At 70.1% G+C, this 14464-nt stretch carries 15 protein-coding genes; 5 read left to right on the top strand and 10 right to left on the bottom strand.

Features of this window, described 5'->3' with window-relative positions:
* Position 1: 1 nt before the first annotated feature.
* The 8 genes from VG899_09070 to VG899_09035 all read right to left on the bottom strand — a co-directional run bounded on the left by VG899_09070 (position 2) and on the right by VG899_09035 (position 7624).
* On the bottom strand, positions 2–1189 hold the full coding sequence (locus VG899_09070; GenBank protein HWA66502.1) for an acetyl-CoA acetyltransferase: 1188 nt from the start codon (positions 1187–1189) through the stop codon (positions 2–4).
* Entirely contained in the window at positions 1186–2523 is a 1338-nt protein-coding gene (locus tag VG899_09065) for an OB-fold domain-containing protein (protein ID HWA66501.1), read from the bottom strand. Before VG899_09065 ends, VG899_09070 begins: the two co-directional genes overlap by 4 nt.
* A gap of 69 nt (positions 2524–2592) precedes the next feature.
* On the bottom strand, positions 2593–3096 hold the full coding sequence (locus VG899_09060; GenBank protein HWA66500.1) for a DUF2505 domain-containing protein: 504 nt from the start codon (positions 3094–3096) through the stop codon (positions 2593–2595).
* Between the two features lie 2 nt (positions 3097–3098).
* Positions 3099–3512 (bottom strand): SRPBCC family protein, encoded by a 414-nt coding sequence (locus VG899_09055; GenBank protein HWA66499.1) that lies wholly within the window; start codon positions 3510–3512, stop codon positions 3099–3101.
* Positions 3513–3539: 27 nt separating this feature from the next.
* Positions 3540–4361: an enoyl-CoA hydratase-related protein gene (locus VG899_09050; protein HWA66498.1), complete on the bottom strand. Its 822-nt coding sequence runs from the start codon at positions 4359–4361 to the stop codon at positions 3540–3542.
* Complete coding sequence (locus VG899_09045; protein HWA66497.1) at positions 4354–5940, bottom strand: AMP-binding protein; 1587 nt, start codon at positions 5938–5940, stop codon at positions 4354–4356. Before VG899_09045 ends, VG899_09050 begins: the two co-directional genes overlap by 8 nt.
* Positions 5937–6839, bottom strand: coding sequence for an SDR family oxidoreductase (locus tag VG899_09040; GenBank protein ID HWA66496.1), 903 nt, complete (start codon positions 6837–6839; stop codon positions 5937–5939). Before VG899_09040 ends, VG899_09045 begins: the two co-directional genes overlap by 4 nt.
* Positions 6840–6865: 26 nt before the next feature.
* Positions 6866–7624 carry an SDR family oxidoreductase gene (locus VG899_09035; GenBank protein ID HWA66495.1) on the bottom strand — a complete coding sequence of 253 codons (759 nt, stop codon included), beginning with the start codon at positions 7622–7624 and terminating at the stop codon, positions 6866–6868.
* A 107-nt stretch (positions 7625–7731) separates the two neighbouring features.
* On the opposite strand from VG899_09035, the gene VG899_09030 reads away from it, so the two are divergent.
* From VG899_09030 to VG899_09020, 3 genes are all read left to right on the top strand, one after another.
* On the top strand, positions 7732–8916 hold the full coding sequence (locus VG899_09030) for an acyl-CoA dehydrogenase family protein (GenBank protein HWA66494.1): 1185 nt from the start codon (positions 7732–7734) through the stop codon (positions 8914–8916).
* Between the two features lie 160 nt (positions 8917–9076).
* On the top strand, positions 9077–9988 hold the full coding sequence (locus tag VG899_09025) for an acyl-CoA dehydrogenase family protein (GenBank protein ID HWA66493.1): 912 nt from the start codon (positions 9077–9079) through the stop codon (positions 9986–9988).
* Positions 9988–11508, top strand: a complete 1521-nt coding sequence (locus VG899_09020; GenBank protein HWA66492.1) for an AMP-binding protein — start codon at positions 9988–9990, stop codon at positions 11506–11508. The genes VG899_09025 and VG899_09020 overlap by 1 nt, the downstream gene beginning before the upstream one ends.
* 8 nt (positions 11509–11516) lie before the next feature.
* Here the strand turns inward: VG899_09020 and VG899_09015 are convergent, their stop codons facing one another.
* The gene (locus tag VG899_09015) at positions 11517–12194 is read right to left on the bottom strand and encodes a DUF4190 domain-containing protein (protein ID HWA66491.1); all 678 of its coding nucleotides are present in this window, start codon (positions 12192–12194) and stop codon (positions 11517–11519) included.
* 99 nt (positions 12195–12293) lie between these two features.
* Between VG899_09015 and VG899_09010 the strand changes: the two genes are divergently transcribed.
* Entirely contained in the window at positions 12294–13325 is a 1032-nt protein-coding gene (locus VG899_09010; protein ID HWA66490.1) for an SDR family NAD(P)-dependent oxidoreductase, read from the top strand.
* A 7-nt stretch (positions 13326–13332) separates the two neighbouring features.
* Here the strand turns inward: VG899_09010 and VG899_09005 are convergent, their stop codons facing one another.
* The gene (locus tag VG899_09005) at positions 13333–13923 is read right to left on the bottom strand and encodes a DinB family protein (protein ID HWA66489.1); all 591 of its coding nucleotides are present in this window, start codon (positions 13921–13923) and stop codon (positions 13333–13335) included.
* A gap of 110 nt (positions 13924–14033) precedes the next feature.
* On the opposite strand from VG899_09005, the gene VG899_09000 reads away from it, so the two are divergent.
* Positions 14034–14464 (top strand): hypothetical protein (locus tag VG899_09000; protein HWA66488.1); only part of this gene is annotated, 431 nt, incomplete at its 3' end.

Below are 14464 nucleotides of genomic sequence, written 5' to 3'. Positions count from 1 at the left end.
CCTAGATGCCCACGATTCCGACGAAGCTGACCATCTCCCCGGGATAGCCGCCGAGGTTGTGCGTCAGCGCCAGCGACCGCTTCCCGTAGGTCGCGATGCGCCGTTCCTCGGGTGCCTCACCCCGCAGCTGCAGCCATGCCTCATACATCATTCGCAGTCCCGAGGCGCCGACCGGATGACCGAAGGACTTCAAACCGCCGTCGGGGTTGACGGGCAGCTCCCCGTCTCGCTCGAAGGTGCCCGCCAGGACCTCTTTCCAGGCCGTCCCGCGCTCGCAGAAGCCGAGGTCCTCCATGAGCACGAGCTCGGTCGGGGTGAAGCAGTCATGGACCTCGGCCATCGCGAGCTCCGAGCGCGGATCGGAGATGCCGGCCTGCGCGTAGGCGTCGGCGGCGGAAGCGGCCACCTCCGGGAACTGGGTGTAGTCGTAGGACGGGTCCTCCAGACCGGACCCGTTGCCGGCGACGAACGACAACGCCTTGATGACCAGCGGCCGGTCCGTGTACCTGGCTGCGTCCTCGACCCGGCACACGATTGCGGCGGCGCAGCCGTCGGCGACCCCGGCACAGTCGAAGACGCTCAGCCCGCCGGCGACGGCCGGCATCGCGACCAGCTTCTCGACCGGCATCTCCTTGCGGAACTGCGCCTTAGGGTTGCGAGCGCCGTTCGCATGGTTCTTCGAGGCGATCCTCGCCAGAACCGTGCGCATCTCGTCGGGATCGACCCCGTACCGCTTGGCGTACGCCGGCGCCACCATCGAGAACATGGCCGCCGCGGTCAGCGACCGCTGAGTGCCGTCGTTGGGGATCGGGAAGGCGTTGAGTCCCTGGTAGCCCGAGTCCTTCACCTTCTCCACGCCGACGGCCATCGCCAGGTCGTACGCGCCGGAGGCAACGGCGTACGCCGCTTGCCGCAGCGCCTCCGAACCGGTGGCGCAGAAGTTCTCGACCCGGGTCACCGGCTTGCCGTCGAGCTGCAGCGGTCGCGCGAGCGTGATCCCGCTCATGCCGGACTGAGCGGTGCCCAGCCAGTACGCGTCGACGTCGTCCTTGGTGACGCCGGCGCCGGCAAATGCCTCGGTCGTGGCCTCCCGAAGCAGGTCGTCGGTGCCCTTGTCGAAGTGCTCGGCGAATCGCGTGCAACCCATCCCGACGATGGCGACGCGATCGCGAATCCCATGAGAGCTCAAGACGGATCCTCCGCTCGTGTCGGCCGCGCCTTCCAGAAGTAGTTCGCGATCCCGTCCGCGGTGAACAGGCGACGGAAGGTCATCTCCACCCGCATGCCGATCGCGACCTCGTCAGCGTCGACGTCGGTCAGCTCGACCGGCAGCCGGCGACCGTCGTCGAAGTCGACCACCGCGAAGACGACCGGCGGGCTCTGCGAGTACGCGAGCCGGTCGACCGTGAACGTCGTCACCGTGCCGCGCTGGTCAGCCAGGGCGCCTCCGGCACCTTCCAGCCCGAACTTCCAATCGGTCGACCGCCCTGCCGCGCTCGCCGAAGGCCGGGCCGGCTCCGGGCGCCGCGGCGGCTCCACTTCGAGCAGACCGCGCCAGGACAGATAGCGACCGTAGGAGACCGGGGCCCCGGCGATGATCTCGGCGCCGACGAGGCGGCGCGGGGCGTACGTCGCAATCGCCGCGGTGGTGGTGAGCACCAGCGCGTCCGCGCCGTCGGAGAGCACCAGGAGCACGATCGTCTGGCCCGGCTCGGCTTGTTCCAGGGCGCGAGCCAGCAGCAGGTACGGCTGGGCGGCGCCCGGGTTTCCGACCGAGGCCGCGAGGCGGTCGACGACCTTCTCCGCAGCGACTCCCGATGACTTGGCCGCAGCTGCGCAGGCCCGCTCGTGCAGCCCGGCGACCACGAGCGCGTCGACGTCCTCCGGACCGATCCCGGCGTAGCCGAGCGCCGTCTTCAGCGCCTCCGCGGCCAGCGGCGCGTACTTCGTCTCGCCGAAGCGCTCCTCCCAGACCTTCGACCCGGCATCACCGGGCACCCGCCAGCGGTCGATGAACTCCTCGGTCACGCAGGCGTAGCCGCGCAGCTCCGCGAGCAGCGGCCCGTCCGCTTCGTCACCGACGAGCAACGCCGCGGCCGCGTCGCCACCCGCCGCCTCGTCGGCAGAGCCGGGCCGTCCGATGCGGACGTCACCGGCGACGGCGAGTGCCGCCTTGCCTGCCTCGAAACAGCCGCGCAACGCGGCGACGGCGGACCGTACCGACCCGATCGAGTCGTAGGCCGCCGCGGCCCGGTCCAGGCGAAGTGCGGCGTGAATCGCCGTGGCGTTCGTCTTGTCGAGGTAGGTCGGGCTGGTCGTCGCGAACCACAGCGACTGCGGCGACACGTCGACCGACGCGAGGCACGCCCGCCCAGCCTCGACCGCCATGGTCGTGGAGTCCTCGTCGTACGACGCGACCGCGCGGGTGCCCTTGCCGCCGCCGGTCCCGGCGACCGCCGCGATCTGCGTACGGTCCAGCCGCCGATGCGGGACGTGCACGCCCCATCCGAGAACCCCGCGCATGCACCCCAGGCTACGCGAATCTGACGACCCGTCAGAAACCCCCTCGGTGCGTCTTCGGGGACGCGGCGGCTAGGCAGCGGGGGTGGCAAGCTCCCGGTCGGTGTAGCTGAACTGGGCGTCGATATCGTCGCGGCCGTGGTCTGCGGCGAGCTTCTCGAGGCGACCGCCGAGCAGGGGAATCGACACCTTCGCATCGATGTCGATCGTGTGGTCGGTGCCACCACCGGGGGCCGGGCGCAGCGAGTGGGTGCCCTCGACGCGCGACGGCACGCCCTGCACCTCGACCCGGTACCTGCACTCCCGCACGCCCGACGAGTCGGCCGCGGCCCACGTCTCGGTCTGTACGGCGGTCTGGCTCGGCGTCAGCACCTTCTTGGCAAACCCGGGGAGCTCGATGTCGACGGTGCGCCTGGTGACGACCTCGCAGCCGCCGGCGTCGTCGTCGGTTCGGTCGACCGCGACGCCACGGCCGCCGAGCGCGACGTACTTGCGCTCGATGAAGCCTGGGTCGCTGATCAACGCGTACACCGTCTCGACGTCCGCGTCGTAGTGGTGCTCCAGCCGCAGCTTCACGGCTAGTGCGTCTCTGCGTAACGGGCGAGCCGGACCACCAGGTTGCCGATGAAGCGCTTCAGTCCCCAGGCCGTCGCGGCGCCGGCGCCGGGGAACTTCCCCTCGAAGCTCGCGGCCCACGTGATGCGGCAGCCGTCCCCTTCGGGATCGATCGACACGATCGCGCGGTAGTCCCTGACCGGCATCGGCGTGAGGATCGTGTACGCCATGTAGTGCGGCGGGTCGTACTCGATGATCTGCTCGCGAGTGCCCAGCTGCTTCGAGCCGAGCTTGCGGATCGCACCGACGCCGCCGGGAGCCGGCTCACCTTCGACGACCCAGCCGCCCCACCGGATCACCGGACCCGCCCACTTCGGCCAGCTCGTCGCGTCCGCAACCAGATCGAAGACCTTTTGCTGCGGCGCCTTGCAGCTCACCCGAACGTCGTACGTCGACGGCATTGCTCACCAGCCCCTGAACGAAGTCTCGCGGCGCTCGACGAATGCACGAACGCCCTCCTGAGCATCCTCGCTGGTCATCACGAGCTCCTGACCCCACGCCTCTTCGGCGAGGGCAGCCTCACGATCGACGTCCATCGCGTGGTTGACCAACCGCTTCGTCACTGCCAGAGCCCGAGTAGGCCCGCTTGCCAGCCGGGTCGCCAGCTCGGTGGCGACCTCGACGGTCCGCTCTGCCGGAACCAGCTCGCTGACCAGACCCCACTGCGAAGCGCGGGCCGCCGGCACGTCGTCGCCGAAGAGGTAGATCTGCTTGGCGCGCATCGGGCCGACGAGCCGGCTCAACAGGTAGGCGCCCGCCGCGTCCGGCGCGATGCCGCGCCGGACGAAGACCGGTACGAGCTTCGCCGACTCGGACATGACCACGACGTCGCAGGCGAGTGCCAGGTGCATGCCTGCGCCCGCCGCGGTGCCGTTGACGGCGGCGACGACCGGCTTGTCACAGTCCAGCACCGCCGTCACCACTCGCTGCCAGCCGGTCGCGATGCCACGCGCAATGTCGCCTTGAGTGCGCGCCGGCGCACCTTCCGGCTTCGCGATCGAGGGCATCGGCACCCGCAGGTCCGCGCCGGTGCAGAACGCGCGATCGCCGGCACCGGTCAGGACGACCGCGCGCACCGCAGCGTCGGCGCTCGCCCGAGCAAACGCCGCCACCAGCTCCTCGCGGGCCTGCCAGTCGAGGGCGTTGTGCACGTCCGGCCGGTCGAGGGTGATCGTCAGCACGCCTTCCGAGCTTTCGGTGACCACCCCGTGGTGTGCATCAGTCATTCGGGGCCCCCGCGGAATCGTGAGCGGCGCGAGCGAGCTCGTGGGATGAGAACTGCTCGCGGAGCTTGAACTTCAGCACCTTGTTCAGGGTCTCGTTTCGCGGCAGCGATGCCACGATCTCCAACCGCTCCGGGATCTTCTGCGTCATCAGTCCGGCGTCCTTGCACCACCCCACCATCTCCTCGAAGGAGATCGGCTGCGCACCGGCCGCGGTCTCGACCACGGCGCAGACCAGCTCCCCCCGCTCCTCGTCGGGCACCCCGATGACCGCGACGTCACCCACCTTGGGGTGGTTGAACAGAACGTCTTCGAGCTCGCGGGCGGAGATGTTCTCGCCCTTGCGGATGATGACGTCTTTGAGCCTGCCCGTCAGTCGAAGATGGCCGTCGGCGCGCAGCACGCCCAGATCCCCGGTGCGAAACCAGCCGTCGGCGTCGAACGCTTCCGCGTTGACCGCCGGGTCGGTGTACCCGACGCAGACCACCGGACCGTTGAGACGGATCTCGCCCTCCTCGTCCGGGCCCGCAACCGTCCCGTCGTCCTTGACGATCCGGATCTCGGCGCCGAGCACCGGCTTGCCGTCGGTGTAGGCGAGCTGCTCGTCGGTGTCGTGGGGCGACCCCATCGCCATCATCGGCACCTCGGTCATGCCGTAGCCGTGAACCAGCCGGACGCCCATCTCCTTGGCCACGTCGTAGAACAGCTCGGGTGGCTTCGCCGCTCCGCCACCGGACATGATCCGCAGCGTCGGGATGATCGGCTCCCCTGGCGACTTGCGCTGCTCGGCGAGGAACATCTGATAGAACGCCGTGCTGCCGCCACACATCGTCACGCCGAGCTCGCGGTACGCCGCGACCGCCTCGGCGGGGACGAACGCCTCGATCAGCACCGCGCCGAACCCTGCCGACAGCATCATCAGCAGGTAGTCCGGTCCGGCGATGTGGGAGTACGGGAACGCCATCGACCCGATGTCGTCGGGCGACATGTCCAGTGCCGCCGCCAATCCCCGCCCGCCCGCCATCAGCGTCTGGTCGGTGTGCTGGACCCCCTTCGGCTCCGACGTGGTGCCGGAGGTGTAGTACACCCAGCGCACGTCGGTGCCCGAATCCGGAGGCTCGGGAAGCGCGGCGACGTCCCCGGTCGGAAGCTCGGTGCCGATCTCCAGGACGGTGGGCGCCGCCGCGAGGTCAGCCGCAAGGTCGCGGGCCATCTGCCCGAAGTCGCGGTCCTTCCAGACTCCGGGAACGATGAAGAACTCCGGCTTGCTCGCCCGCAGCACCGCGCCGACCTCACGCTCCCGGTACAGGTGCAGGATCGGATTCTGGACCGCGCCGAGCCGGGCGAGGGCCATGGAGACGACGATGCTCTCGACCCGGGTCGGCAGCTGCCAGGTGACCTTCGTGCCCGGGCCGATGCCCATCGCGTACAGGCCGGATGCCACCTGCTCGACGTCAGCGGCGAACTGTGCGAAGCCGACCGTGCGACCGGACGGTTCGAGCAGCAACGGCCGGTCACCGGACAGCTCCGCGCGACGGCGGACCAGCTCCCAGATCGTCGGCGCCTCCAACAAGGTGCTCATGCGCCGTACACCGGACTCGGCGCCGGTGCCTGCGCGAGCAGGTCGCGCACGACAGGACCCAGCTCGGCCGGCGACCATCGCTCGCCCTTGTCGACCTTGGGACCGTGTTGCCAGCCGTCCGCGACGCCCACCACACCGCCCTCCACCTCGAAGACGCGACCGGTCACTTCTCGGGACTCCGGCGATCCGAGCCAGACGACGAGCGGGGAGACGTTCTCGGGAGCCATCGCATCGAAGCCTTCCTCGGGCGCCTTCATCATCTCCGGCATCGCGACCTCGGTCATCCGGGTGCGCGCTGCGGGCGCGATCGCGTTGACCGTCACGCCGTACCTGGCCAGTTCCGCCGCAGCGACCAGAGTCAGCCCGACGATGCCGGCCTTCGCGGCGCTGTAGTTGCCCTGGCCGACGCTGCCCATCAGGCCCGCGCCGGAGGAGGTGTTGACGATGCGCGCATCCCGCTGCGTGCCGGTTTTCGACTGTTCTCGCCAGTACTCGGCGGCATGCCGCAACGTGCAGAAGTGTCCCCGGAGGTGGACGCGTACGACGGCGTCCCACTCCTCGATCGAGGTGCCGACGAGCATCCGGTCGCGCAGGAAGCCGGCGTTGTTGACGAGCACGTCGAGCTGACCGAAGGCGTCGAGCGCGGTGTCGACGAGCGCTTTGGCGCCCTCCCAGTCCGCGACGTCGGAGGTGTCGGCGACGGCTTCGCCGCCCGCGGCACGGATCTCGTCGACGACCGCCTGCGCCGGCCCGGCCGAGCTGCCCTCACCCTCGCGGGAGGTGCCGATGTCGTTCACGACCACGGCGGCGCCTTCCGCGGCGAAGGCCAGCGCGTGTGCTCGGCCGAGTCCCCCGCCGGCGCCGGTGACGATGACCACCCGGTCGTCGCAGATCCCCACAGGTGTTGCCTCTCTGTCCGTCTGAGCTATCGGAGATAAGCCTGACCGCCGTCGACCATCAGGGTCGAGCCGGTGACGTACGCCGCGTCCTCGCTGAGCAGGAACGCGACGGCGCGCCCGACGTCCTCCTCGAGGCGGCCGACCCGGCCGAGCGGGATGGTGTCGACGAAGTTCGCGTACTCCTCCGGAGCGAACTGCGACCACATCTCGAGACCTGGCGACATCCCGTTCGGGATCATCGCGTTGACACGGATGCCGTCCTTGCCCCACTCGAGCGCGGCCATCCGCGACAGGGTGCGGATCATCTCCTTGGTGCCGGCGTACAGCGCGAACCCGGGGAGGTCGTTGCGCAACGCGGACCCGGTGCCGAGATTGACGACCGAGCCCTTGCTCTGCACCAGAGCGGGGTGCGCGGCCTGCATGAACCACAGCGAGCCGAGGAAGCCGCTCTCCCAGGTGCGGCGGGCGTCGGCCTCGGTGATCTCGAGCACCGGACCGAGCGAGACCATCTGGGCGTTGTTGACCAGACCGTCGATGCGACCGAACCGGTCGAGCGTGGCCGCGACCGCGGCGCCGATCTCGTCCTGGCGGCGGACGTCACAGCGCAACGCGAGGCCTTCGCCACCCCGCCCGACGATCGTCGCGATCGTGCGCTCGACCTTCTCCAACGTCCGCCCGGCGGCGACGATCTTCGCGCCTTCGGCGGCGGCAGCGAGCGCGATCCCCTCGCCGATGCCCTGACCGGCGCCGGTCACGATCACGACCTTGTCGTCCAGCCTGCCCACGCCACCACCCTCGTCTTCGACCTTGCTCGTCGGGCCCCCGCGGAGTCGTGAGCAAATCGAGCGACTTCGTAAGAGATCTGACGGGGCGTCAGATTAGTCTTGCGCGCGTGGACCTGCGCGACTCGGACGCCGAGCGGGCCTTCCGAGAAGAGCTGCGCGACTGGCTCGCGCGCACGCTGCCGACGCTCGGGGACAAGCCGCATCACACGGACTGGCCGGGCCGCCGCCGCTATGACACCGCCTGGCAACGGTTGCTGTTCGACGCCGGGTACGCCGGGATCAACTGGCCGACGGAGTACGGCGGACGCGGCGCGACACCCACCGAACACCTGATCTTTCTCGAGGAGACCGAGCGCGCCGGCGCGCCGTACGTCGGGGTCAACTTCGTCGGGCTGCTCCACGCCGGTCCGACGATCGTCACGGAGGGCACGCCCGAGCAACGCGCCGACCACCTGCCGAAGATCCTGTCCGGTGAGGAGATCTGGTGTCAGGGCTTCAGTGAGCCGGGATCGGGCTCGGACCTGGCGTCGATGCGGACGCGCGCGGTACGGGACGGCGACGAGTACGTCGTCAACGGGCACAAGATCTGGACGTCGCACGCCGAGGTCGCCGACTACTGCGAGCTGCTGGTGCGTACCGACCCGGATGCGCCCAAGCACAAAGGCATCAGCTGGCTGATGATGTCGATGGACTCTCCCGGCCTCACGGTTCGCCCGCTCAACACGTTGCTCGGATCGAGCGAGTTCTCCGAGGTCTTCTTCGATGACGTCCGGATCCCGGTGGCCAACCGGGTCGGCGAGGAGAACGACGGGTGGCGAGTGACGATGGTCACGCTGTCGTTCGAGCGGGGTACCGCGTGGGTCGACCAGATCGTCGACTCGGTCCGGCTGGTCACCGATCTCGCGGCGATCGCCAAGAAGGTCACGTCATCCGCCGGCGTCGCGTGGGAGGACCGCGGGCTGCGCCGCGACATCGGCCACATGGCGGCGGAGTTCGACGCGCTGTGGGCGCTGACCAAGCGTGGTGTGACGGAGGCGGGCTCCGGCGTACCGGGGGTGAGCGCGTCGGTGCTGAAGCTGCGCTACACGGAGGCACGACAGCGGCTGATGGATCTCGGCGCGCGGGTGCTCGACCGGGCGGCCGTGTCGCGCACCGACATCGCCGGCCTGCCCGTCGGCGAGTGGACGACGGAACGGCTGAACTCGCTGTCCTACACGATCGCCGCCGGCACCTCGCAGATCCAGCGCAACATCATCGGCGAGCGCATCCTCGGCCTGCCGAAGGAGCGCTAGGTCGTGCCGCCCTGTCCCTGGCCGTCGCGAGCGGTGTCCGGATGGCCGCTCGCAAGGCGGAGGAGGAGTGCGGTAGCGGCGCTACCGCCGACGACGACAACGAAGCGAGCGGGCATGCCGGGCGCCGCGCAGCAGGGCAAGGGATAGGGCGGGACGACCTATGTACTTCCTGCCGACCGAGGACCAGCTCGGGCTGCAGCGCGGGGTGCGCGAGGTCCTCGACTCCGCGTTTCCGTTGGAGAAGCTGCCCGCCGGATTCGACGCGGCCGTGTGGAAGACGCTGGAAGAGACCGGCGTGTTCTCGCTGCGCACCGAGCTCGGGCTGGGCTTCGTCGAGTCGGTCATGGTGTTCGAGGAGCTCGGCCGGGCCGCCGTCCCCGGTCCGCTCGTGGGGACGTTCCTGACCGCCGGCGTCTCGGGCGTGGTCGAGGCCCCGGTCGCCGTGCTCGAAGCTGATCGGCGACCGCTGCTCGCGGCTCATCTCGACGTCGCACGGTCGCTGCTGGTCCTCGATGGCGACACGGCAGCGATCGCGGCTGCGCCGTCCGGCGTCGCGCTCCCCGAGCCGATCGACCCGCTCAGCCCGTTGTTCGAGCTGTCGACGGTGCCCGACGGGTCGCCGTACGACGGACAGACTCCGCCGCTGCCTCAGCAGGGCGCGCTGCTGACCGCTGCGCTGCAGGTGGGGCTGGCGGCGCGGATGACCGAGCTGGCGGTCGACTACGCGAAGACCCGCGAGCAGTTCGACCGGCCGATCGGGTCGTTCCAGGCGGTCAAGCACCTGTGCGCGGACATGCTCGTGCGTACCGAGCTCGCCCGTGCCTCGCTGCACGCCGCCGCCGTCACCCTCGACGACCCGGAGGTCGGCGACGCGGCACGCGCGGTGTCAGGCGCCAAGCAGCTCGCCGACGAGGCCGCGTGCGGCAACGCCAGGTCGTGCGTCCAGGTGCACGGCGGCATGGGCTTCACCTGGGAGGTGCCGGTCCACTTCCTGCTCAAGCGCACCTGGCTGCACGCCACCGAGTTCGGCACCGCGGACAACCACGCCGACCACCTCGCCACCCTTCTGTGATGCGGCGCTCCAGCCTCGCCGAGCTCTCGGGGGTCGCCGACGACTCGCGGATCGCGGTCGAGGACGGTACGACGCGCCTGAGCTGGCGGGAGCTCGAAGACGCCTCGACCCGCTTCGGTCACGGCCTGGAGGCACTCGGTGCCCGCCCGGGCGCCCATGTGGCGATCTGCGTCAGCAACCGCGTCGAGTTCGTCGTCGCGCTCCTCGGCGCCTGGCGGGCCGGCTGCGCCTACACGCCGTTGAAGACCGGCTGGACCGCCGACGAGGTCGGCGCGGTCCTCGACGACGCGCGCACCGCCGTCGTCGTCACCGACCGCGACGGAGCTCGCGCCGCGGCGTACTCACGCGGCCTGCCCTGTGTCGACCTCGACGATGCGGATTACTCGACCTGGCTGGCCGCTGCGCCGGACGAGCCGCTCGGCGACGACCGCTGCGGCTACAAGATGCCCTACACCTCCGGCACGACGGGACGCCCGAAGGGCGTCGTCATGCGCGGCTCGGGCACCACGCCGTTCGCGACCGGCTGGGCCGGCGTCGCCTACTGGGCCGAGGCGCTGGAGCTTCCCGGCGACGGCGTACACCTGTTCTGCTCGCGGCTGTTCAACGGCGCACCACAGACCTTCGGCTTCGGCGCGATGGCGCGCGGCGCGACGATGCGGGTGATGCCGCAGTGGGATCCGCACCTCGCCCTCGACGAGCTGCGCCGCGACGACGTGACGTCGACGATCATGGTGCCGACGATGTTCCGGCAGATCCTCGCGCTGCCCGCCGATGTCCGAGGCGATGCGCGGCCGGCCGGTCTGCGGACGGTGCTGCACGGCGGCGAGCCGTGCCCGATCCCCGTCAAGGAGGCGATCGCCGAGGTACTCGGGGACGTCCTCGTGGAGTACTACGGCTTCACCGAAGGCGGGATGACCGTGGTACGTCGCGACGAATGGCGCACCCGGCCTGGCACCGTCGGTCGGCCACTTCCCGGCATGGCCGTCGAGATCCTCGACGACAACGGCGACGCCGTGCCACCCGGCACCGAGGGCACGGTGTACTTCGCACCGAGCAAGGGCCGAATGTTCCACTACCAAGGCGACGACACCAAGACCGAAGACGCACACGTCGGCGACGCGTTCACGGTCGGCGACATCGGCCGGCTCGACGACGACGGTTACCTCTACCTGTGCGGGCGAGCGGCGGAAGTCGTCGTTTCGGCCGGCGTCAACGTCTACCCCGCCGAGATCGACCAGGCCCTCAGCGACGTACCCGGCGTCGCCGACCTCGCCGCGGTGGGCGCGCCCGACGACGAGCGAGGCGAAGTCGTGGCGGTGTTCGTCCAGCTGCTGCCGGATGCGGACGAGATCACCGTGCTGCGCAACCTCGACGCCACCGCGACCGAGCGCCTCGCGCCGTACAAGCGACCCCGGTCCGTGACCGTGGTCGACGAGATCCCACGCGACCAGGCCGGCAAGCTGCTGCGCCGGGTGCTGCGAGACCGGACCTGGAGCGGCAAGCAGCAGTTCGCGAGCTGACGCCGGACCTACTGAGCGGCCAGCGTCGCGAAGCCGCCGACGTTGCCGGCGACGCAGGCGTTCTCGGCAGCCAACCCGGTGTCGAACTTCTCGGTGCTCAAGGTGGCCCCGTCGTTGCTGCTGTCATAGAGGAACCACGGCTCGTCGTCTCCGTAGGTCCCGACGACGCAGAACGCACTCGGGCCGGACGCGACGTTGATGACCTCGTTGAGGCCCAGCGTCGCGCTGCCCACGCCGAGGTCAGCGGTCGAAGCGGGATAGCTGTGATGGACGTCGTAGTACCGCGACTCGGCCGCCGCGACCGTGAGGATGTCCGCCCGCGCCCGCGCGGTGTCGTGGGCCGTCTCCTGGCCACCGAAGATGGTGCCGAGACTCACGATCAGAATCCCGGTGATCAGGCCGAACGTCCCGATGACCAGACCGGCCGTCGCCAACCCGCTGCCCCGCTCACCGGTCTGCTTGATCTGGTTGCGAGCGCGATAGCCGGTGTAGATGGCCACCGCGCTGGCGAGCCCGACGATCCAGAGCAGGCTCAGCGCGAAGCTCGCCACGGCCATCCCGTTGAGACCGGGACGCTCGGCGTAGGTCACCGCGGCAGCAGGCGGCTCGACCCGCGTGCCGCAGAAGGAGCAGACTGTCGCCCCCGCCGCGAGACCGGCGCCGCACTGCGGACATACGTTCTCCATCAGATGGTCAATCGGTACGACCTCACGTCGCCTTGACCGGAAACGATCACCACAGCCCGACGGACTCCTCGCGCAGACCGCGCACCTAGACTTCGCGCGGTGAAGGTGCTCGTCACCGGCGGGACGGGGTTCGTCGGCGCGCACACGGTGGCGGCACTGCTCGACGCCGGCCACGAGGTGCGCGTACTGGCCCGCCGACCTGAACGGGTGGTTTCGACGATCGGTGCGCTGGGCGTCGACGTGGCGACAGTCGACGTCGCCGAAGGCGACATGACCGATGCCGATGCGGTCGCGCGGGCCGTCAAGGGTGTCGACGCGGTCATCCACTCCGCGGCGGTGGTCGCAGCCTTGGATCGCCGGCAGGCGGAGCGATCCGTCGACACCAACGTCGACGGCACCCGGATCGTCATCGATGCCGCGGTTGCCGAAGGCTGCGACCCGATCGTGCACGTGTCGAGCATCGCCGCCGTCTTCACCCCGTCGGTCGAGGTCGTCACCGCCGACTTACCGCTCATGACCGCGGCGGACAACCCCTACACCCGCTCCAAAGCCCTCGCCGACCAGGTTGCCCGCGACCGGCAGTCGGCAGGCCGGCCGGTCACGATCGTGTACCCGGGAGGCGTCATCGGGCCACCCGTGGGCAACGTCTGTGGCGATGCCGCCGAAGGGTTCGCCTCGATTCTGCGGATCGGCTTCCTGGTGTTGTCCGAGGGTGGCATCAACGTCATCGACGTCCGCGACCTCGCGGCGGTGCTCGTCGCGACACTGACACCGGGACGCGGCCCTCGCCGCTACATGGCGGGCGGCACCCTCGTACCGATGTCCGAGATCATCGCGACGTTTCGCCGAGCGACCGGCAAACGGATACCCGCGGTCCGCGCTCCCGGCAGCGTCTACCGCGGCCTCGGCGCAACGCTGGACGCGATGCGCCGGGTGGTTGCGTTCAACAGCCCGTTCACCGCGGAAGGGATGCAGCTGCTCACCCTCGCGAAGGACACCGACGACTCGGCCGTCCATGACGACCTCGGCATCAGCTACCGGCCCGCGACCGACACGCTCACCGATGCCCTCCGCGGCCTGTACGCCGCCGGGCGTGTGACGGCCAGACAGGCCGGCAACCTCGCACGCTAGGGAACGTTCACGCCGCGCCGATCGTGCCGGGAGCGGGCGAGTACGGCTGGAAGAAGTCGTTGGCCGGCGCACCCTCGACGGTCAGCACGAGCGCCGGGATCGACGTCCCGTCGAGCTGCTCACGGATGATGTCCGCGTGGCCGGCGTGGCGCGCCATCTCCTCGATCTGATGTACGAGGAAGTAGCGCAGCCGGATCGGGCGGTCGTCGAAGCGGCCGTGCCAGGGCGCCGGCGGCTCGATCGCCGTCGCACCCGGGTCAGCCACCTGGAACACGCGCAAATAGTCGGCGCGCGCTGCGTCGAAGTCCGCGACGAGGGACTCGGTGCTCTCCTCGGGAAGCGGTGCGAAGCTCGCCAGGTATGCCGCGATCGCGTCAGCGTCCGGAGCCGCCGCGGTGCCGTTGAGCCGTGCCGTTGCGCCCCTCATGCCGTGAGTGACGTGCTTGAGCAGGCCGGCCAACGACAGCGCGCTTCGACACGGCGTCGCGCGGCTCTGCTCCTCGGTGAGGCCGAAGACCGAAGCGCGCAGCGCATCGAGCTGCTGGTCGAGATAGCGAAGCAGTCCAGTGCTCTCGTCGTCCTCTGCCGGCTCGTACATGCGTTGCCTCCTCGCGGCTTGCCCCCAGCAGACCCAACCGGATGCGTACGACAGGAACGGGGGCGGCGACGCAGACCGCGGCGCGGCTCGCTGTACGCGACACTGCAGGCGTGAGGTCCGCGCTGCCGAACTGTCTTCGGGTGCGTCGCCTGCTGCGGATGTTTTCGACCGCCTTTGCGACGACGGCGCTCGTGATGGTCGCGACCCCGAGCGGCGCGAACCCGCCCAGCTTCGCGCCGTACCGGCCGCCGACCTTCCATTGCCCGACGGTTCACTACTACGGCAACGGCGTCGCACCGCCGCTGGCCGGCCTTGCCGGCCGCACGCTGTGCGTCGTCTACGACAAGCGCGACATCACCGTCGACAACGGTGGCGCGATCCGGTTCGCGCTCGCCGAGCCGGCGCGGTTCTCCGTCGCGGCCAAGTGCCAGTACTGGCAGCGTGACCATTGGCGGATCCGGATCGATCGCGGGTACGGCGAGATCGTGCAATGGGACGGCAGCTACTGGTGGGATCTGCGCAACGGGTACGGCGGCGCGAT

This window comes from Mycobacteriales bacterium, from assembly GCA_035550055.1.
GTDB lineage: Bacteria > Actinomycetota > Actinomycetes > JAFAQI01 > JAFAQI01 > DASZTV01.
Note: the sequence above shows the minus strand (reverse complement) of the source record. Positions and strands in the feature narration are given on the sequence as shown.